Below are 20,798 nucleotides of genomic sequence, written 5' to 3'. Positions count from 1 at the left end.
GATGACGCAGTTTGACCAGGCTTGGGTTCAACAACAGCAGGCGCTGCGCGCCGACATGGCCGAACGCGGTCTGTGGAAGCCCGAGGATGAACATTCCTCGTGCGGGGTGGGGCTGGTGGTCAGCATCGACGGCAAGCCCAGCCGCCGGGTCGTCGAAAACGGCATCGAGGCGCTGAAGGCCGTCTGGCACCGTGGCGCGGTCGATGCCGATGGCAAGACCGGCGATGGCGCGGGCATCCATGTGCAGATCCCGGTGCCGTTCTTCTACGATCAGGTCCGCCGCACCGGGCATGAGCCGGTCCAGGACAAGCTGATCGCCGTCGGTCAGGTGTTCCTGCCGCGCACAGACTTTGCCGCCCAGGAACGCTGCCGCACCATCGTGGAATCCGAGGTGCTGCGGATGGGCCATTACATCTATGGCTGGCGCCATGTGCCGGTGAACACCGCCGTTCTGGGCGACAAGGCCAATGCCACCCGCCCCGAGATCGAACAGATCCTGATCCGCTGCGAAAAGGATATTGACCACGAACAGTTTGAACGCGAGCTGTACATCATCCGCCGCCGCATCGAGCGCGCCGCCGTCGCCGCGCAGGTGGGGATGCTGTATCTGTGCAGCCTGTCGTGCCGGTCGATCATCTACAAGGGCATGATGCTGGCCGAACAGGTGGCCGAGTTCTACCCCGATCTGAAGGACGAACGGTTTGAATCGGCCTTTGCGATCTATCACCAGCGGTATTCGACCAACACCTTTCCGCAATGGTGGCTGGCCCAGCCGTTCCGCATGCTGGCCCATAACGGTGAGATCAACACCCTGAAGGGCAACCTCAACTGGTTGAAATCGCACGAAATCCGCATGGCCTCGTCGGCATTTGGCGAGATGGCCGAGGATATCAAGCCGATCGTCGCCGCAGGATCGTCCGACAGCGCCGCGCTGGATGCGGTGTTCGAGGTGATGGTGCGGTCGGGCCGCAGCGCGCCGATGACCAAGACCATCCTGGTGCCCGAGGCCTGGTCGAAGAACACCACCGACATGCCGCAGGCCTGGGCCGACATGTATGCCTATTGCAACGCCATCATGGAACCGTGGGACGGCCCCGCCGCGCTGGCGATGACCGATGGCCGCTGGGTCTGCGGCGGGCTTGATCGCAACGGCCTGCGCCCGATGCGCTATGTCGTGACCCATGACGGCCTGCTGATCGCCGGCTCCGAGGTCGGCATGGTGCCGGTCGACGAACAGTCCGTCCGCGAAAAGGGTGCGCTTGGGCCGGGCCAGATGATCTGCGTCGACATGAAGGACGGGCGTCTGTATCACGACCGCGACATCAAGGACCGGCTGTCGGCCAGCCAGCCCTTTGGCGAATGGATCGAAAAGGTCGTCGATCTGAATGCGCTGATGAAGCACCTGCCGGAAAAGACCCTGCACGAAGGGGCCGACCTGCGCCGTCGCCAGATCGCGGCGGGCTACAGCATCGAGGAGGTCGAGCAGATCCTGATGCCGATGGCCGAGGACGGCAAGGAAACCTTGGCCAGCATGGGCGACGACACGCCGCCCGCCGTGCTGTCGAACCAATACCGCCCGCTGAGCCATTTCTTCCGGCAGAACTTCAGCCAGGTCACCAACCCGCCCATCGACAGTCTGCGCGAAAGCCGGGTGATGTCGCTGAAAACGCGGTTCGGCAACCTGAAAAACGTGCTGGATGAAAGCAGTTCGCAGGCGGAAATCCTGATCCTGGAAAGCCCCTTCATCGCCAATGGCGAATATGAGGAGATGATCGGCCAGTTCGGCCAGAACGCGGCGATCATCGACTGCACCTTCCCCGCCGGAGCCGGACCCGAGGCCCTGCGCGAAGGCCTGGCGCGCATCCGGGCCGAGGCCGAGGACGCGGTTCGCTCGGGCGCCGCGCATGTGGTGCTGTCGGATGTGGCGCAGTCCGAGGGCCGGGTGCCGATGCCGATGATCCTGGCCACCAGTGCGGTGCATAGCTGGCTGACGCGCAAGGGGCTGCGGACCTTTACCAGCCTGAACGTGCGGTCCGCCGAATGTATCGACCCGCATTATTTCGCGGTGCTGATCGGCTGCGGCGCGACCACGGTGAACCCCTATCTGGCGCAGGACACCATCGCCGACCGCATCGCCCGCGGCCTGCTGGAGGGCAGCCTGATCGACGCGATGCGCCGTTACCGCGACGCCATCGACGCGGGCCTGTTGAAGATCATGTCCAAGATGGGGATCTCGGTCATCTCGTCCTATCGGGGTGGGCTGAACTTCGAGGCGGTGGGGCTGTCGCGCGCCATGGTGGCGGAATACTTCCCCGGTATGCAGTCGCGCATTTCCGGCATCGGCCTGCACGGCATCCAGCACAAGATCGAGGATGTCCATGCCCGTGGCTGGCTGGGCGGTCAGGACGTGCTGCCCATCGGCGGCTTCTACAAGGCCCGCAAATCCGGCGAGACCCACGCCTGGGGTGCGACCAACATGCACCTGCTGCAATCGGCCTGCGACCGGGCGTCGTTTGATCTGTGGAAACGCTATAGCGCCGCAATGCGCGCGCAGCCTCCGATCCATCTGCGCGACCTGCTGGACTTCAAGCCGCTTGGCAAGCCGGTGCCGGTGGATGAGGTGGAAAGCATCACCAGCATCCGCAAGCGCTTCGTGACGCCGGGCATGAGCCTTGGCGCGCTGTCGCCCGAGGCGCATATGACGCTGAACATCGCCATGAACCGCATCGGCGCGAAATCCGACAGCGGCGAGGGTGGCGAGGATCCGGCGCATCAGCACGCGATGCCGAATGGCGACAATCCCTGTGCCAAGATCAAGCAGGTGGCCAGCGGTCGGTTCGGCGTGACCGCCGAATATCTGAACGCCTGTGAGGAGCTGGAAATCAAGGTGGCCCAGGGCGCCAAGCCCGGCGAGGGCGGCCAGTTGCCGGGGATGAAAGTCACCGAACTGATCGCGCGCCTGCGCCATTCGACCAAGGGCGTGACGCTGATTTCGCCGCCGCCGCACCACGATATCTACAGCATCGAGGATCTGGCGCAGCTGATCTATGACCTGAAGCAGATCAACCCGCGCGCCAAGATCACCGTGAAGCTGGTGGCCAGCAGCGGCGTTGGCACCATCGCGGCGGGGGTGGCCAAGGCCAAGGCCGACATCATCCTGATCTCGGGCCACAACGGCGGCACCGGGGCCAGCCCGGCGACCAGCATCAAACACGCCGGCCTGCCGTGGGAAATGGGCCTGTCCGAGGCCCATCAGGTGCTGGCGATGAACAAGCTGCGGGATCGCGTGACCTTGCGCACCGACGGCGGGTTGCGCACCGGGCGCGACATCGTGATTGCCGCCATGCTGGGGGCCGAGGAATACGGCATCGGCACCGCCGCGCTGATCGCCATGGGCTGCATCATGGTCCGCCAGTGCCAGTCGAACACCTGCCCGGTGGGCGTCTGCACGCAGGATCCGGCGCTGCGCGACAAGTTCACCGGCAGCGCCGACAAGGTGGTGAACCTGATCACCTTCTACGCGCAGGAGGTGCGGGAAATCCTGGCCAGCCTGGGCGCGCGCTCGATGGATGAGGTGATCGGCCGCGCCGATCTGCTGGCGCAGGTCAGCCGGGGTGCCGCGCATCTGGACGATCTGGACCTGAACCCGCTGCTGATCACCGTCGATGGCGCGGACAAGATCGTCTATGACCGCAAGAAGCCGCGCAATGCGGTGCCCGACACGCTGGATGCCGAAATCATCCGCGATGGCGCGCGGTTCTTTGCCGATGGCGAAAAGATGCAGCTGTCCTATGCGGTGCGCAACACGCATCGCACCATCGGCACGCGGGCGGCCAGCCACATCGTGCAGAAGTTCGGGATGCGCAACAGCCTGCAACCCGACCACCTGACGATCAAGCTGACCGGCAGCGCCGGGCAGTCGCTGGGCGCATTCGCCGCGCCGGGGCTGAAGATCGAGGTGATGGGCGATGCCAACGATTATGTGGGCAAGGGCCTGTCGGGCGGTCTGATCGTCGTGAAGCCGCCGATGGGCAGCCCGCTGGTCGCCGCCGACAACACGATCATCGGCAATACCGTGCTTTATGGCGCGACCGGCGGCACGCTGTTCGCGGCAGGCCGGGCGGGCGAGCGCTTTGCGGTGCGCAACAGCGGCGCATCGGTGGTGGTCGAGGGCTGCGGGTCGAACGGCTGCGAATACATGACCGGCGGGGTGGCGGTGATCCTAGGCCGGATCGGCGCGAACTTTGGCGCGGGGATGACCGGCGGGATGGCCTATCTGTATGATCCCGACGGGCTGGCACCCGGTTACCTGAACATGGAATCGCTGGTCACCAACCCCGTCACCCATCCCCATTGGGAGGCGCAGTTGAAAGGCCTGATCGAACGCCATGCGGCCGAGACCGGCAGCCGCCGCGCCAACGACATCCTGCAAAACTGGGAGGTCGAGCGGGGCCATTTCGTGCAGATCTGCCCGCGCGAAATGCTGGCCCATATCCCGCATCCGCTGACGGTCGAGCCGCAGGCCATGCCGGCGGAGTAAGGGCCCAACCGGCAGGTCGCCGCCGATCGGGGAAAGTCACCGCGACGTGACTTTCCCTGATCTCGGTCTTGCGTCAGGCTGCGCGCATCTGACCGGAAAGGATACCGTCATGACCCGACTGACCCTGATCGCCGCGCTGGCCATCGCCGCGCCGATGACCGCCATGGCCGCCGACAGCGTAGACAACACCAAATATGCCTGCGACGGCAACAAGGTGCTGGATGTTGTGTTCCTGAACACCGAGGCCGGCAATTCCTATGCCGTCATTCACGACATGGATGAGCTGATCGCGATGAAGCAGGTGGTGACCGCATCCGGCGCCAGCTATGAGCCGGTCAGCCCCGATTACAAGTATCGCCTGGACACCGACGGGTCCGAGGCCACGCTGACGGCCATCACCGAGGGCAAGGAAGACGTTCTTTACGCCAATTGCAAAGGCTGATCCGGCCTTTGACTTGGCGAACGGGCGCGGCGCAGGCTGCGCCCGTTTTGCTGTCGGAACCGTGGCCGCGCCACGGGCGTTGTGGTTCAAACCCTGCATCCTGCCGGAGAGCCGCCATGTCTGATCTGATCGCCATCGCCTTTGACGACGAAGCCACCGCCTTCCAGATGCGCGACGAACTGATCGCGCTGCAAAAGGAATACCTGCTGGAGATGGAGGATGTCGTGGTCGTCACCCGCCCCGAGGGTGAGGTGAAGCTGCATCAGGCCGTCAACACCACCGCCATGGGTGCGGTCGGCGGCACCGTCTGGGGCGCGCTGATCGGGCTGATCTTCCTGAACCCGATCCTGGGCGCTGCGGTCGGCGCCGGTGCGGGGGCGCTGTCGGGCTATGCCACTGACATCGGCATCAATGACGACTTCATGCGTGAGGCCGGCCAAAGCCTGCAACCCGGTGGCGGCGCGGTGTTCGTGCTGCTGCGCAAGATGACCGCCGACCGCGTGCTGGACCGCTTTGAATCGCTGCACAAGCGCGGGCGGGTGCTGAAAACCTCGCTGTCGGGCGATGATGAGGCCAAGCTGCGCGCCGCCTTCGACCATGTCGCGGGCGAGCAACTGGCGACTGGCGATCACCCGCTGGTCGGGGCCAGCGTGCTGAACGCGCATCGCGGCCCGCAAAGCGAAGGCTGAGGCGCGCGCTTCCTTGACCCGCGCGGGCGGTCGTGGCTTATCGGGGCCATGGCCCGCGCGCGTGTTCACGAACCCGAACCCAAGACCCCGCTGACCCTGCGCGCGTTGCGGATGCTGCGGCGAATGGTGCTGTGGGCCTTGGCGCTGATCGTCGGGCTGGTGCTTTTGTTTTCCATCATCAACCCGCCGACCACACACACGATCCTGACCGATCCGGCCGCCACCCATGACCGCGACTGGGTGGCCTTGGCCGACATCGCGCCGGTGATGGCGCGGTCGGTCGTGGCCGCCGAGGACGCCAATTTCTGCGCCCATTGGGGCTTTGACATGGCCGAGATCCGCAAGGTCATCGCCTCGGGTTCCAGCCGGGGGGCGTCCACGCTGACGCAGCAGGTGGCCAAGAACGTGTTCCTGTGGCAGGACCGAAGCTGGCCCCGCAAGGCGCTGGAGGCAGGGCTGACGCCGCTGATCGAAGCCACCTGGTCCAAGCGCCGCATCCTTGAGGTCTATCTGAACGTGGCCGAGTTCGGCCCCGGCATCTATGGCATCGACGTGGCCGCGCGCGAATTGTTCGGGACGACGCCCGACCGGCTGAGCGCGGTGCAGGCGGCGCGGCTGGCGGCGGTGCTGCCCAACCCCAAGGATCGCAACGCCGCCCGCCCCGATACCAGCCTGCGCCGCCGCGCCGCGCAGATCCTGGATGGCGCGGCGACGATTGCCGCCGATGGCCGCGACCGCTGTTTCCGGCCGCTCGGGAACTGACGGGGGATTGACGGGGACGCGCGCGGCTGGCGATGCTGGCGCGCGATCAGGGGGATGGGATGCGGCTGTTGCGCTTTGGCCCGGTGGGGCAGGAACGACCGGGGATGCTGGATGCGGATGGCCGCATCCGCGATCTGTCCGGGCAGATCGACGATCTGGCGGGCGATGCGCTGCGGCCCGACAGTCTGGCGCGGCTGGCAGCGCTGGACCCGGACAGCCTACCGCTGGTGCCGGGCGATCCGCGCATCGGGCCATGCGTGGGCCGCGTCGGCAAGTTCATCGGCATCGGCCTGAACTATGCCGACCACGCCGCCGAGACCGGCGCGGCAATCCCGTCGGAACCCGTGGTTTTCGCGAAATGGACCAGTTCGATCTGCGGGCCGAATGACGACATCCGCCTTCCGCCCGGATCGGTGAAAACCGACTGGGAGGTGGAGCTGGGCGTGGTCATCGGCGCCCCGACGATGGGCCGCGCGATCCCCGAGCAGGCGGCGCTGGATCACGTCGCGGGCTATTGCGTGGTCAATGACATCAGCGAACGCGAATGGCAGATGGAGCGCGGCGGAAGCTGGGACAAGGGCAAGGGCTTCGACACCTTCGGCCCCATCGGTCCCTGGCTGGTGACGCCCGATCAGGCGGGCGATGTGGGCCAATTGGGGCTGTGGCTGTCGGTCGACGGCCAGATCCGCCAACAGGGCAGCACCGCCACGATGATCTTTGGCGTGGCGCAGATCATCGCCTATCTGTCGCGCTGCATGTCGCTGCAACCGGGCGACGTGATCACCACCGGCACCCCGCCCGGCGTCGGGCTGGGCCAGCGTCCGCCGGTGTTCCTGCGCGCCGGTCAGGTGATGCGGCTGGGCGTGCAGGGCCTGGGCGAGCAGGTGCAGCGCGTGGTGGATCAGCCCAGCGGTTGACGCCCGCGCCGGATCGTCATCCGCGCCAGCATCCCGGTGCTGTTGCTGTCAAAGGACAGCGCGCCGCCGTGCTGGGCGGCGATGGTGGCGACGATGGCCAGGCCCAGACCGCTGCCCGGCTGGCTGCCCGCATTGCCGCCGCGCGCATAGCGCGCCGACAGATCGGCCAAAGCCTCGGGCGTCAGGTCGCCGCCTTCGTCCTGCACGCAGATGCTGGCCTGGGTCGAGTCCGCCTCGATCCAGACCGTCGCCCGCCGCCCGTATTTCAGCGCATTGTCGATCAGGTTGGTCGCGGCGCGGCGCAGCGCCAGGGGGCGGCCCGTCACCAGCACCGGCAGCGTATCACCGCGCATCCGGGTTCCGCCGCGCGCCGGGGCAAAGACCGAACCGCTGTCATCCAGCCGCAGCGCGGGCGCCGCCCCCAGGGCGACGGGCTGGCCGGTGTCCTGATAATCGGCGGCGACGGCCTCGATCAGGGCGGTCAGCGACAGGGCGCGGGGCGGCTCGGTCTCGATCTCGGCGCGGGAATAGGCCAGCATCGCGGCGATCATCCCCGAGATTTCGTCCAGATCGCGGTCGAACCGGTCGCGCAGCGCCGGATCACCGATCAGCGCCGCGCGCAGCCGCAGCCGGGTGGCGGGGGTGCCAAGGTCGTGGCTGATGCCCGACAGGATTTCCGCGCGCCGCGCCAGTTGCGCGCGTTCATCCGCCAGATGGGCGTTGACGATCTGCGCCAGCTCACGCAGTTCGGCCGGGCCATCGACGGCCACCCGGTCCGGCCCGCCCAGCCAGGCGCGGTCGCGCAGGCTGGCGGCCAGGCTGGCAAAGCGCCCGCTGATCGTCGCGATCCGCCCCAACAGCGCCGCCAGCACCAAGGCGGCGGCGATGGCCGCGATCAGCCGGGGGTCGCGTGGCTGGGCGGCGCAGGACCAGACCTGCGGCCCGTCGATCCGGTGCCACTGGCCGCCCGCATCGCGCCCGACCAGCGTGGCATCGCTGCACAGGCCCGCGACCATCGCCAGCACCTCGCCCAGCTTGTCCGGGCCGGTCTGGCCGGGCGGGCTGGGCAGCCGCGCGACCGGATAGGCCAGCCGCGGCGACAGGATCGCCAAAGGGAAGGGCGGCGGCAGGCCGGGGCCATCGGGGCGCAGGTTCGGCGCCTGATCCAGCCCGCTTTGCGGCGCGCCGCGCACCGTCAGAAAGGTGACGAACACCGGGTTCGGCGCAAAGGACAGCCGCGCGAAATCCCCCGCATCGGCCAGGCCTGCATCGGCACCCGACAGCGCCTGCACGGCCAGCCCCTGCGGCGCAGGCGTGCCATGCGCCAGCCCGCCATAAAGCGCCGCCCCCGCCAGCCGGGCGGCGGTCATGTGCCGGTCCCAGGCCAACCGCGTGCCCAGCCAGATCACGCCCAGGGCCAGCCCCAGACCAAAGGCCGCCAGCACCCACAGCGTTGCCAGGCTGCGCAACCTCACCTTTGCGGCCTCATTCGTCCAGCCGCTGAACATCGGTGGCCAGCACATAGCCAACCCCGCGTTCGGTGCGCAAAAGATGCGGGTCTTTCGGGTTGCGTTCGATCTTGGACCTGAGCCGCCCCACCAGCACGTCGATGGCCCGCCCCGATGCGTCGGCCTCATCCCCCGTCATGTCCAGCGCATGTGCGATTTCATCGCGGGTCAGCGGCACATGCGGATTGGCCAGCAGCACCTTCAAAAGCCCCAGTTCGCGCCGCGACAGGGTGACCTGATAGCCGCCGGGGGCGGTCACCTCGGCGGTCTTGCCATCCAGCCGCCAGCCGGCAAAGCCAAAGCTGGCGGTCTGACGGCGATAGGCCAGCGAGGGCGTGCGCCGCGCCCGCCGCAGCACCGCCCGCACCCGCGCCAGCAGCAGATCGGGGTTGAAAGGCTTGGTGATGTAGTCATCGGCCCCGACCGCATAGCCCGCCATCCGCTGCGGATCGGCCGACAGCGCCGAGATCATGATGATCGGCAGGTCGTGGTCGTCGCGCAGGCGGCGGCAGATCGCCAGCCCGTTTTCATCCGCCAGCATCACATCCAGCAGGATCAGATCGACCCGCCCCTGCGCCAGTGCCGCGTCGATCTGCGCGCCGGTGGCGGAGCCTTGGGCGAAAAAGCCGTTCTGGCGCAGGTATTGCACCAGCATGTCGCGCATGTCGGCGTCGTCATCGACGACAAGAATATGGGTGATGCTCATGCCCCGGTGCCCCTTTGGTTCCTTGTGAAGCGGCGGGGGACGCGGGGTCAAGGCCGGGCATCGTAACAAAGCGTAACAGAAAGGCGCATATTCTGGGCATGGCCGCCATGTGCCGCGCACAAGGCTGTTGAAAGCGGGTGGCCGACCGATGTTAGCTTATGCACCGCTGCGCCAAAGCGACCGGCGCGGCCCATCTGGGAGGATGACGATGAAGCGTATGATGTTCGCGGCCTCGACCGCGCTGGCCCTGCTGGCCGTTCCGGCGCTGGCCGAGCCGCAGGCCGAAGTTCTGCATTGGTGGACCTCGGGCGGTGAGGCGAAATCGGCCGCCGTGCTGAAGGAAGAGTTCGCGGCCAAGGGCGGTACCTGGACCGACATGCCGGTGGCTGGCGGCGGTGGCGATGCGGCGATGACCGCGCTGCGCGCCCGCGTGCTGGCCGGCAACGCGCCGACCGCCGTGCAACTGAAAGGCCCGGCCATTCAGGAATGGTATGAGGAGGGCGTTCTGGCTGACATCAGCCCGGTTGCCGACAAGGAAAAATGGGCTGACCTGCTGCCCGCCGCCATTGCCAACCACATGAAATGTGAAGACAAATGGTGCGCCGTGCCGGTGAACGTCCACCGCGTTGACTGGATCTGGGCCAATGCCGATGTGCTGGCCAAGAACGGCATCGAAATGCCGACCACCTGGGATGAGTTCAACGCCGCCGCCGACAAGCTGAAGGCCGCGGGCATCACGCCGCTGGCCCATGGCGGCCAGAACTGGCAGGACGCCACCGTCTTTGAAACCGTCGTTCTGGGCCTGGGCGGCCCCGAGTTCTTCCAGAAGGCGCTGGTCGATCTGGACGAAGAGGCGCTGAAATCCGACACCATGATCAAGGTGTTCGACCAGATGCGCAAGCTGCGCGGCTATGTCGACCCGAACTTCTCGGGCCGCGACTGGAACCTGGCGACCGCCATGGTAATGAACGGCGAAGCCGGTTTTCAGATCATGGGCGACTGGGCCAAGGGCGAGTTCCTGGCGGCGGGCAAGGTGCCGGGCAAGGACTTCCTGTGCGCCTCGACCCCCGGCGACGGCTATCTGTACAACGTCGACAGCTTTGCCATGTTCAACGTCGAAGGCGAGGACAAGAAAGCCGGTCAGGATCTGCTGGCCGAGCTGATCATGGGCCCGTCCTTCCAGAAGACCTTCAACCTGAACAAGGGTTCGATCCCGGCCCGCAGCGATGTGGCCCTGGATGAGTTCGACGATTGTGCCAAGCTGTCCTCGACCGAGATGAAGGCCAGTGCCGACGGCGGTTCGCTGCTGCCCAGCTATGCGCATGGCATGGCGCTGCGCGGTGCGCAGGCGGGCGCGATCACCGATGTCGTGACCGCGCATTTCAACAGCGAGATGACCTCGCAAGAGGCCGTCGACCAACTGGTCGCGGCGGTTGCCAACTCGCGCTAAGGCGCGCGCCTGCCCCGGCCCGGCGCCGGGGCAGGCCCCTTTTCCCCGACCTTGTAACAGGATCAGTGTCATGACCGACCGGCCCGCGGGCGTGGTCGATCCATCCGGCAAGCGCACCGGCTGGTTCGAGACCCACATCCCCAAGATCGTCATCGCCCCATCCTTTGCGGCGGTGCTGCTGTTCGTCTATGGCTTCATCGCCTGGACGGCCTGGGTGTCCTTCACCCGGTCTCGGCTGATGCCGAACTATGATTTCGCAGGCACCATCCAGTATGAGCGGCTGTTTTCCACCCCGCGTTGGGATACGGCGCTGACCAACCTGGCGATCTTTGGCCTGCTCTTCATCATCATCTCGATGGTGCTGGGGTTGATGCTGGCGATCTTTCTGGATCAGCGCATCCGCACCGAGGGCGTGATCCGCACGATCTATCTTTACCCGATGGCGCTGTCGATGATCGTCACCGGGACGGCCTGGAAATGGATCCTGAACCCCGGTCTGGGGCTTGAGGCGACGATCAAGGGCTGGGGCTTTCCGAACTTCACTTTCGACTGGCTGGTGAACCCCGACATGGCGATCTACACCATCGTCATCGCCGGGGTCTGGCAGGCGTCGGGCTTTGTGATGGCGCTGTTCCTGGCCGGGCTGCGGTCGGTGGACGGAGAGATCATCAAGGCCGCGCAGGTCGATGGCATCCCGAACTGGCGCATCTATTCGGCGATCATCATTCCGTCGATGGCGCCGATCTTCATGTCGGCCTTCATCGTGCTGTCGCACCTGGCGATCAAAAGTTTCGACCTGGTGATGGCGCTGACGGCGGGTGGTCCCGGCTATGCGACCGACCTGCCCGCGACCTACATGTATGCGATGGCGTTTTCGCGCGGCGATGTGGGGCAGGCGGCGGCCTCGGCGATGATCATGCTGATAATCGTGTTCACCATCGTCGTTCCCTATCTGTATTCCGAACTGCGGGGCAAACATGACTGATACCGTCGCCATTGCCCGCGAATCGCGCCCGATCGGCCGGCTGCTGCTGCGCTGGGGCCTGTATGCGGTGCTGTTTCTGTTCGTGCTGTATTACCTGCTGCCCTTGTTCGTGATGGTCACGACATCGCTGAAATCCCTTGAGGAAATCCGCACCGGCAGCCTTGTCGCCCTCCCGCGTGAGGTGACGTTCGACGCCTGGGGCAAGGCCTGGTCGGGGGCCTGCACCGGCCTGCAATGCGAAGGCCTGCGCCCCTATTTCTGGAACTCGGTCGTGATGGCGATTCCGGCGGTGCTGCTGTCGACGCTGATCGGCGCGATGAACGGCTATGTCATCGCCCAGTGGCGGTTCCGCGGCGCCAACCTGATCTTCGCGCTGATGCTGTTCGGCTGCTTCATCCCGTTTCAGGTGGTGCTGCTGCCGATGGCGCGGATGCTGGGCCTGCTGGGTCTGGCGGGGACGATCCCGGGGCTGATCTTCGTGCATACGATCTACGGGATCGGCTTTACCACGCTATTCTTCCGCAACTACTACGTCACCATTCCGGCGGAACTGGTGAAGGCGGCCAAGGTCGATGGCGCCGGGTTCTTCCGCATCTTCTGGTCGATCTTCCTGCCCTTGTCGCTGCCGATCATCACCGTCACGGTGATCTGGCAGTTCACCCAGGTCTGGAACGATTTCCTGTTCGGGGTCTCGTTCTCGTCCGCCGGATCGCAGCCGGTCACGGTTGCGCTGAACAACATCGTCAACTCGACCACCGGGGTCAAGGAATACAACGTCGACATGGCCGCCGCGATCATCGCCGCGCTGCCGACGCTGCTAGTCTATGTCCTTGCTGGTAAATATTTCATCCGCGGTCTGACCGCCGGATCGGTGAAAGGCTGAAGCCATGGCCCCCATTCTGGATATTCGGAACCTCTACAAGAACTACGGCAGCGTTGAGATCCTGAAGGACATCAACATCTCGATCCAGCCCGGCGACTTTCTGGTGCTGGTCGGCCCGTCCGGCTGCGGCAAGTCCACGCTGCTGAACTGCATCGCCGGGCTGGAGCCGATCAGCGGCGGCACGATCCAGATCGGCGGGCAGGACATGACCCATGTCAGCCCCAAGGATCGCGACATCGCCATGGTGTTCCAGTCCTATGCGCTTTACCCGACCATGAGCGTGGCCAAGAACATCACCTTCGGCATGAAGGTGCGCGGCGTGCCGCAGGCTGAACAGGATGCCAAGCTGGCCCGCGTGGCGGCGCAGTTGCAGATCGACCACCTGTTGAACCGCCGCCCCGGCCAGCTCTCGGGCGGCCAGCGGCAGCGCGTCGCCATGGGCCGCGCGCTGGTGCGCGACCCCAAGCTGTTCCTGTTCGACGAACCGCTGTCGAACCTGGACGCCAAGCTGCGGGTCGAGATGCGGACCGAGATCAAGAAGCTGCACCAGAACCTTGGCGCCAGCATGGTCTATGTCACCCATGACCAGATCGAGGCGATGACGCTGGCCACCAAGATCGTGGTGATGAAGGGTGGTATCATTCAGCAGATGGGCACCCCGGCGGAAATCTATACCCGCCCGGCGAACCTGTTCGTGGCCGACTTCATGGGCAGCCCGGCGATGAACCTGATCCCGGCGCGCGCCCGTGGCACCCAGATCGAGATCGACCGCGACGGCGCCGCGCCCATCGTGCTGCCTGCGCCCGTGGGGGCAAGCCTGCCCGGCGACGTGATCCTGGGCCTGCGCCCCGAGGATATCGCCGAACAGGGCTATCGCAGCGGCGCGGGCGTGCATCATGCCGAATGCCTGGTCGATATCGTCGAACCGGCCGGGGCCGACACCTTCGTCATGACCCGTCTGGGCGGCAAAGAGGTGACGGCGCGGCTGCATGCCGAAACCAGTGCGCGTCCGGGGCAGGTGCTGCCGGTCGCGCTGGACCTGTCCAAGGCCAGCTTCTTCGATCCGGCTTCGGGTCAGCGGCTGAACCCCTGACGGCGGGGACGCAAGGGGCGGCGGGGCAAGCTGCCGCCCTTTTCACCTTGACTTCGCCTGCCCGTTCGCGCGACCTGAGCCTTGCGCTGGTGCCTGCTTTCGGGTGGGCCAAAAGGGAATGCCGTGGGCCGGGTCCGGCCTGACGCAGCCGCCCCCGCGACCGTGACCGGAAAGGTCGCCCAAGGCCACTGTCCCCCGCGGGATGGGAAGGCGGGCGGCCATGGGGCCAGCCCCGAATCCGCAAGCCGGGAGACCTGCCAGCGCCGGACGAAACGGGCGGACGGGGTGTGCCGCAGCCGACGGATGCCGGTGCGACCCGCGCCCCGGCCCTGTCGCGCGGCGCGCCCCCAGGCCCCCAAGGCAAGGACGGACGATGGACGGCAACCCCGCCACCCAAGACAGTGACAGCGCGGTGCTGATGGTCTGCGTGACCTGCCGCGCCGCCCAGCCCGTCGTCGAGGGCGAGCCGGTGCCCGGCGCGCGGCTGCTGGCGGCGCTGGCCGATGGCCCGGCTATGCCCGGCGTCACCATCCGCCCGGTCGAATGCCTGTCGGCCTGCGACCAGGGCTGTGCCGTCGCGCTGTCGGCACCCGGCAAGTGGTCCTATGTCTATGGCCGCCTGACCGAGGCCGACGCCCCCGCCATCGCCGAGGGCGCCACCGCCTATGCCGCCAGCCCCGACGGCATCGTCCCCTGGCGCACCCGCCCCACCATCTTCCGCAAGCAAAGCCTTGCCCGCATTCCCCCCATCGAAGGCTGAACTATGACCGATCTTTCCAAAATCCCCGTCACCGTCATCACCGGCTTTCTTGGCTCGGGCAAGACCACGCTGATCCGGCATCTGATGCAGAACCCCGGTGGCCGCCGCCTGGCGGTGCTGGTGAATGAGTTCGGGACCGTCGGCGTCGATGGCGACATTCTGAAATCCTGCGCGGATGAGAATTGCCCCATCGACAATATCGTCGAACTGGCCAACGGCTGCATCTGCTGCACCGTTGCCGATGACTTCATCCCGACGATCGAGGCGCTGATGGCGCGCAGCCCGCGCCCCGACCACATCCTGATCGAGACCTCGGGCCTGGCGCTGCCGAAACCCCTGCTGAAGGCCTTCGACTGGCCCGCGATCCGGTCGCGCATCACCGTCGATGGCGTGATCGCTTTGGCCGATGCCGAGGCGGTGGCGGCGGGGCGCTTTGCCCCCGATGTCGATGCCGTGCAGGCGCAAAGGCTGGCCGATGAGGGGCTGGATCACGACACCCCCCTCGGCGAGGTGTTCGAGGATCAGATCGCCTGCGCCGATCTGGTCTTGCTGACCAAGGCCGATCTGGCCGGTGAGGCCGGCCTTGCCGCCGCCCGCGCCGCCATCGAGGCCGAGGCCCCGCGCAAGCTGCCGATCCTGCCGGTGACCGATGGCGCGGTCGATCCGCGCGTGATCCTGGGGCTGAACGCGGCGGCCGAGGATGACTTGGCCGCGCGGCCCAGCCACCATGACGGCGCCGACGATCACGAACATGACGATTTCGACAGCGTTGTCATCGACATGCCCGAAATCTCCGACCCCGAGGCGCTGGTCGCGGCCATTCAGACGCTGGCGCGCGATCAAAATATCCTGCGGGTCAAGGGCCATGTCGCGGTGGCGGGCAAGCCGATGCGGCTGCTGGTGCAGGCGGTCGGCGCGCGGGTGCGCCATCAGTTCGACCGGCCTTGGGGCAGCAGCCCGCGGCAGGGCAAGCTGGTGGTGATCGCCGAACACCACGACATCGACGAGGGCGCGATCCGCGCCACGCTGGGGGCCTGAGCCCGCCATGCACGTCATCTTCCGCGAAAGCCATGGGCTTGAGGAAAGCGACACCCCCTATGATCCGGGCCAAGACCCCGCCGATCTGGTGGTGCTGTCGTTTTCCGACAGCGATCTGGGCGCTTTCGCGGCAGGATGGCGGCGCGGGCAGGGCAGCCTGCCCAGCCTGCGGCTGTGCAACCTGGTGGCTTTGCGCCATCCCTTGTCGGTCGATACCTATGTCGAACGCACCCTGTCGGGGGCCAAGGGCATCCTGATCCGTCTGATCGGCGGGGAAAGCTATTGGGCTTATGGCCTCGCCTCGGTCCGTGACCTGTGCCGCAGGCAGGGGATCGCGCTGGCGGTGCTGCCGGCCGATGGGCGGCCCGATCCGGCGCTGCGGGCGGCCTCGACCCTGCCCGGATCGGTGATGGACCGGCTGGCGGCCTTGTGTGACGCGGGCGGCGCGGTGGCGGCGCAGGCGGCGCTGGCGCAACTGGCGCTGGCCGCGGGGCTTTATGCGGGGCCGGTGCCGGGCGACAAGGCGATGCCCGATTGCGGCTTTTACGCCCCCGGCGCGGGGGTGGTGGGCCAGCCCCCGGCTGCGCCGGGCCGCCCGGTGGTGGCCGTCACCTTTTACCGCAGCTATCTGACGGCGGGCGATACCGCGCCTATCGACGCGCTGATCGCGGCGCTGGCGGATCGCGGCTTTGCCCCGGTGGCGATCTTCGCGCCCTCGCTGAAGGCGCCCGGCGCGGCCGATTTCATTGCGTGCGCGCTGGCGGATCTGGCCCCGGCGGCCATCGTCAACGCCACCGCCTTTTCCGGCAAGGATGCGGCGGGAACCTCACCCCTGGATGGGCCGGGCTGCCCGGTGTTTCAGGTTGCGCTGTCCACCGCGCGGCGGCGCGACTGGGCGGGCTCGGCGCGCGGCCTGTCGCCCGCCGATCTGGCCATGCATGTCGTCCTGCCCGAGGTGGACGGCCGCATCATGGCCGGGGTGATTTCCTTCAAATCGCCGGGCCAGCGTGACCCGGACCTGCAATTTTCCCGCTTTGCGCATCGCCCCGATGCGGGGCGCATCGCGGCGGTGGCGGACCGGGTGGCGGCCTGGCACCGGCTGGCGCAGGCCGAACGCCCCGATCTGGCGCTGGTGCTGTCGACCTATCCGGGCCGTCCCGACCAACTGGCCCATGCGGTCGGGCTGGATGCGCTGGCCTCTGCCGCGCAGGTGGTGGCGCAGGCGGGCGATGGCAGCGAACCGCCCGATCTGGCCGCCACCCTTGGCCAGCGGCTGACGCGCGAAAGCCTGGCCTGGCCGCTTGCCGATTACCTGGCCGCGCTGGCCACGCTGCCGCAGGCCTTGCGCGACGACCTGACCGCCGCCTGGGGCGCGCCCGACGATGATCCGGCTTGCCGTGACGGGGCGTTCCACTTTGCCGCGCTGCGGGCGGGCGGCGTGTTGATCGCGCTGCAACCCGAACGCGGCGAGGTGGACAGTCGCGATGACGATTACCATGACCTGTCGCGCACCCCGCGCCATGGCTATGTCGCCTTCTACCTGTGGCTGCGCGCGCAGGGCCTGCACGCGCTGATCCACATGGGCGCGCATGGCACGCTGGAATGGCTGCCGGGCAAGTCGGTCGCTTTGTCCGATACCTGCTGGCCCGAGGCGCTGATCGGCGCGCTGCCGGTGATCTATCCCTTCATCGTCAACGATCCGGGCGAGGCCGCGCAGGCCAAGCGGCGCATCGGCGCGGTGACGCTGGGCCATCTGCCGCCGCCCTTGGCGCAGACCAGCCTGCCGCCCGCGCTGTCGCGGCTGGAACGGCTGCTGGACGAATATTCCACCGCCGACGGGCTGGACCCCGCCCGCCGTGACCGGCTGATCGCCGCGATCCGGGATGAGGCGCAGGCGGCTGGGGTCGAGGATGACCTTGGCCTGCCGCCCGGTGCCTCGGCCGCCGAGGCGATCACCCGCATCGACCGCTTCGTCTGCGACATCAAGGAAAGCCAGTATGGCGACGGGCTGCACATCTATGGCGCCGCCGCGGGTGAGGCCAGCGGGCTGGCCGATGCGCTGGCCGGTCGCCGGGTGGCGGCGGGGCCTGCGGGCTCGCCCTGGCGGGGGCGGGCGGATGTGCTGCCGACCGGGCGCAACCTTTACGCCGTCGACCCGCGCGCCGTTCCCAGCCGGGCCGCCCATGCCCAGGGCGTCAAGCTGGCCGAGGAACTGCTGCGCCGCCATCTTCAGGATCAGGGCGACTGGCCGCGTGGGCTGGTGATCGACCTGTGGGGATCGGCCACCATGCGCACCGCGGGCGAGGAAGTGGCGATGGCGCTGCATCTGGCGGGCCTTCAGCCGCGCTGGGATGAGGGGGCCGAGCGCGTCTCGGGGTTCGAGATCCTGCCGCTGGCGGTGCTGGGTCGTCCCCGGATCGACGTGACCCTGCGCGTGTCCGGCCTGTTCCGCGACATCTTTCCTGGGCTGGCGCAACTGTTCCAGTCCGGGGCCGCCGCGCTGGCCGAACGGGATGAGGCGCCCGAGGACAACCCCTATCTGACGCGATCGCCGCGCGTGTTCGGCCCGCGCCCCGGCCTTTACGGCATGGGCATGGGCGATGCGCTGGGCGATTATTCCGACGCCGCCCGGCAGGCGGCGGGTGAGGCCTGGCTTGCGGCCTCAAGCTGGGCGATCGACGCGCAGGGCGACATCGCCCCCGCCCGCGCCGCGCTGGAGGATCGGCTGCGGCAGGCCGATGCCTTTGCCCATGTGCAGGATCTGCTGGAAACCGATCTGCTGCTGGCCCCCGATTATGCCGCGCATGAGGGCGGCGTGGCGGCGGCCCGCGCGGCGCTGGGGCAGGGGGCGCCGGCGCTGTATCATCTGGACGCCACCCGCCCCGATGCGCCCCGCGCGCGCCTGCTGTCCGAGGAGCTGGGCCGCGTCGTGCGCGCCCGCGCCGCCGATCCCGGCTGGGCCGCCGGAATGATGCGCCACGGCTTTCGCGGCGGCGCGGAAATCGCGGCGACACTGGACAATCTGGCCGCCTTTGCGCATCTGACCCGCGCAGTGCCCGCGCATCTTTTCGACCTGTATCATCAGGCGACGCTGGGCCGGGATGAGGTCGTGGCCTTTCTGGAACGGGAAAATCCGCAGGCGCTGGCGGCGATGCAGGCGCGGTTTCAGGCCTTGCATGACGCGGGCCTGTGGGTGACGCGGCGCAACTCGATCGCCGCGACCTTGGAGGGGGGGCGATGAGCGGACCCATTATTCAGGGCTGGTGCCCCGGTGCGCTGCGGCCCATGGCCTCGGGCGATGGGCTGGTGGTGCGGGTGCGCGCGCGCGCCGGGCGGCTGACGCCCGATCAGGCGCGTGGCATTGCCGATCTGGCGGCGCGGTTCGGCAACGGGCTGATCGACCTGTCGGCGCGCGCCAATCTGCAAATGCGCGGCGTGACCCCAGCCAGCCATCCGGCGGTGATCGAGGGGCTGGCGGCGCTGAACCTGCTGGACGCCACCCCGCAGGCCGAGGCGATGCGCAACATTCTGGTCACGCCGTTCTGGCAGCCGGGTGATGGCACCACCGATCTGGCAGAGGCGCTGGCGCTGGCGTTGACCGGGCCGGGCGTGCCGGATCTGCCGGGCAAGTTCGGCCATGCCATCGACATCGGCCCGACCCCGGTGCTGCGGGCCGCCGCAGCCGATATTCGCGTGGAACGCGCGGGCGCGGGGCTGATCGTGCGCGCCGATGGCGCGGCGACGGGGGCCGCCGTCGCGCTCGATCAGGCGGTAGATGCGGTGATCGAATTGGCGCGCTGGTTCGCGGCCTCGGGCGGGATCAGCGGCGGGCGCGGGCGAATGGCGGCGCTGATCCGGCGCGGCGCGGTGCTGCCCGATGCCTATCGCGCTGCCCTGCCGGTGCAGGCCGATGACTTTGCCGCGCGCCCCGGCCTGACCGATGCCGGCGCGCTGGTGGCGCTGGCCTTTGGCCAGATGCAGGCGGCGACGCTGGCGGCGCTGGCCGATCTGGGGCCGCTGCGCCTTACCCCCTGGCGGATGCTGCTGGTCGAGGGGGCCGCGCGCCTGCCCGACCTGCCGGGGCTGGTGACCGATGCGGACGACCCGATCCTGCGCGTCGTGGCCTGCACCGGCGCGCCCGGCTGCGTTCAGGCGCTTGGCCCGACCCGCGATCTGGCGCGCGATCTGGCGGGCCATGTTCCGCCGGGGCGCTTGCTGCATGTCTCGGGCTGTGCCAAGGGCTGTGCCCATCCCGGCGCGGCCGATCTGACCCTGACCGCCACCGCCACCGGCCATGACCTGATCCGCGACGGCACCGCCGCCGATGCGCCCCACACCCGGCTGAGTGCCGCCCAACTGATCGCGCAACCCGCGCTTTTGTCGAAGTAGACCGATGCCCCACAGTTATGTCACCGACGGTGCCACAATCTACCGCCAGTCGTTTTCCATCATCCGGGCCGAGGCCGACCTGGCCCGTTTCGACCCCGATGAAGAACCGGTCGTGGTGCGCATGATCCATGCCGCCGGTCTGGTCGGGCTGGAACGCGATGTCCGCTTCAGCCCCGGCATGGCCACCATCGCCCGCGCCGCGCTGAAGGGTGGCGCGCCGATCCTGTGCGACGCCCGCATGGTCAGCGAGGGCGTTACCCGCGCCCGCCTGCCCGCCGACAACCCGGTGATCTGCACGCTGCACGACCCCGCCGTGCCGGATCTGGCCGCGCAGATGGCCAACACCCGCAGCGCCGCCGCGCTGGAACTGTGGCGCCCGCATCTGGCCGGGGCCGTGGTGGCCATCGGCAATGCGCCGACCGCGCTGTTCCACCTGCTGAACATGCTGGAAGACCCCGCCTGCCCGCGCCCCGCCGCGATCATCGGCTGCCCGGTCGGCTTTGTCGGCGCCGCCGAGTCGAAGGATGCGCTGATGGCTGCGCCGCCAGTGCCCGCGATGGCGGTGCTGGGCAGGCTGGGCGGATCGGCGGTCACCGTGGCGGCGATCAACGCGCTCGCCAGCCGGAAGGAATGACC

Annotated in this window: 16 protein-coding genes and 1 riboswitch; of the genes, 14 read left to right on the top strand and 2 right to left on the bottom strand. The window is 68.0% G+C overall.

Annotated elements, in window-relative coordinates:
* The first annotated feature begins 1 nt into the window (after position 1).
* The 5 genes from gltB (at position 2) to ACEYYA_RS08235 (ending at position 7,350) form a co-directional block, all read left to right on the top strand.
* A complete protein-coding gene (gltB, locus tag ACEYYA_RS08255) occupies positions 2–4,540 on the top strand; it encodes a glutamate synthase large subunit (RefSeq protein WP_374799493.1) in 4,539 nt (1,512 codons plus the stop codon).
* Positions 4,541–4,649: 109 nt separating this feature from the next.
* Positions 4,650–4,982: an MliC family protein gene (locus ACEYYA_RS08250; protein ID WP_374799491.1), complete on the top strand. Its 333-nt coding sequence runs from the start codon at positions 4,650–4,652 to the stop codon at positions 4,980–4,982.
* A 116-nt stretch (positions 4,983–5,098) separates the two neighbouring features.
* Positions 5,099–5,671, top strand: a complete 573-nt coding sequence (locus ACEYYA_RS08245; RefSeq protein WP_374799488.1) for a DUF1269 domain-containing protein — start codon at positions 5,099–5,101, stop codon at positions 5,669–5,671.
* A gap of 48 nt (positions 5,672–5,719) precedes the next feature.
* The gene (gene mtgA, locus ACEYYA_RS08240; protein WP_374799486.1) at positions 5,720–6,433 is read left to right on the top strand and encodes a monofunctional biosynthetic peptidoglycan transglycosylase; all 714 of its coding nucleotides are present in this window, start codon (positions 5,720–5,722) and stop codon (positions 6,431–6,433) included.
* Positions 6,434–6,492: 59 nt separating this feature from the next.
* The gene (locus ACEYYA_RS08235; RefSeq protein WP_374799585.1) at positions 6,493–7,350 is read left to right on the top strand and encodes an ureidoglycolate lyase; all 858 of its coding nucleotides are present in this window, start codon (positions 6,493–6,495) and stop codon (positions 7,348–7,350) included.
* On the opposite strand, the gene ACEYYA_RS08230 is transcribed toward ACEYYA_RS08235, so the two are convergent.
* Both ACEYYA_RS08230 and ACEYYA_RS08225 read right to left on the bottom strand, forming a co-directional pair.
* On the bottom strand, positions 7,335–8,825 hold the full coding sequence (locus tag ACEYYA_RS08230; RefSeq protein WP_374799484.1) for a sensor histidine kinase: 1,491 nt from the start codon (positions 8,823–8,825) through the stop codon (positions 7,335–7,337). The two genes, ACEYYA_RS08235 and ACEYYA_RS08230, sit on opposite strands and share 16 nt — an antisense overlap.
* Positions 8,826–8,835: 10 nt before the next feature.
* Positions 8,836–9,564 carry a response regulator gene (locus tag ACEYYA_RS08225; RefSeq protein ID WP_374799482.1) on the bottom strand — a complete coding sequence of 243 codons (729 nt, stop codon included), beginning with the start codon at positions 9,562–9,564 and terminating at the stop codon, positions 8,836–8,838.
* 208 nt (positions 9,565–9,772) lie between these two features.
* Here ACEYYA_RS08225 and ACEYYA_RS08220 point away from each other — a divergent pair, with 208 nt between their 5' ends.
* The 9 genes from ACEYYA_RS08220 (at position 9,773) to ACEYYA_RS08180 (ending at position 20,796) form a co-directional block, all read left to right on the top strand.
* Positions 9,773–11,014, top strand: a complete 1,242-nt coding sequence (locus ACEYYA_RS08220) for an ABC transporter substrate-binding protein (RefSeq protein ID WP_374799480.1) — start codon at positions 9,773–9,775, stop codon at positions 11,012–11,014.
* A 70-nt stretch (positions 11,015–11,084) separates the two neighbouring features.
* Entirely contained in the window at positions 11,085–11,999 is a 915-nt protein-coding gene (locus ACEYYA_RS08215; protein ID WP_374799478.1) for a carbohydrate ABC transporter permease, read from the top strand.
* On the top strand, positions 11,992–12,882 hold the full coding sequence (locus ACEYYA_RS08210) for a carbohydrate ABC transporter permease (protein WP_374799476.1): 891 nt from the start codon (positions 11,992–11,994) through the stop codon (positions 12,880–12,882). The genes ACEYYA_RS08215 and ACEYYA_RS08210 overlap by 8 nt, the downstream gene beginning before the upstream one ends.
* A gap of 4 nt (positions 12,883–12,886) precedes the next feature.
* Positions 12,887–13,975 carry an ABC transporter ATP-binding protein gene (locus ACEYYA_RS08205; RefSeq protein WP_374799474.1) on the top strand — a complete coding sequence of 363 codons (1,089 nt, stop codon included), beginning with the start codon at positions 12,887–12,889 and terminating at the stop codon, positions 13,973–13,975.
* Positions 13,976–14,045: 70 nt separating this feature from the next.
* Positions 14,046–14,251, top strand: a riboswitch (cobalamin riboswitch).
* Positions 14,252–14,348: 97 nt separating this feature from the next.
* Positions 14,349–14,735, top strand: a complete 387-nt coding sequence (locus ACEYYA_RS08200; protein WP_374799472.1) for a DUF1636 family protein — start codon at positions 14,349–14,351, stop codon at positions 14,733–14,735.
* 3 nt (positions 14,736–14,738) lie between these two features.
* Positions 14,739–15,773 (top strand): cobalamin biosynthesis protein CobW, encoded by a 1,035-nt coding sequence (gene cobW, locus ACEYYA_RS08195; RefSeq protein ID WP_374799470.1) that lies wholly within the window; start codon positions 14,739–14,741, stop codon positions 15,771–15,773.
* A gap of 7 nt (positions 15,774–15,780) precedes the next feature.
* The gene (gene cobN, locus ACEYYA_RS08190; protein WP_374799468.1) at positions 15,781–19,014 is read left to right on the top strand and encodes a cobaltochelatase subunit CobN; all 3,234 of its coding nucleotides are present in this window, start codon (positions 15,781–15,783) and stop codon (positions 19,012–19,014) included.
* Positions 19,011–20,162, top strand: coding sequence for a precorrin-3B synthase (gene cobG, locus ACEYYA_RS08185; RefSeq protein WP_374799466.1), 1,152 nt, complete (start codon positions 19,011–19,013; stop codon positions 20,160–20,162). Before cobN ends, cobG begins: the two co-directional genes overlap by 4 nt.
* A 4-nt stretch (positions 20,163–20,166) precedes the next feature.
* Positions 20,167–20,796: a precorrin-8X methylmutase gene (locus ACEYYA_RS08180; RefSeq protein WP_374799464.1), complete on the top strand. Its 630-nt coding sequence runs from the start codon at positions 20,167–20,169 to the stop codon at positions 20,794–20,796.
* Positions 20,797–20,798 lie beyond the last annotated feature (2 nt).

It is taken from the genome of Paracoccus zhouxuedongae (genome assembly GCF_041927815.1).
Lineage (GTDB): Bacteria > Pseudomonadota > Alphaproteobacteria > Rhodobacterales > Rhodobacteraceae > Paracoccus.
The sequence above is the reverse complement of the archived record's forward strand: the minus strand, read 5'-3'. Positions and strand labels throughout refer to the sequence as shown.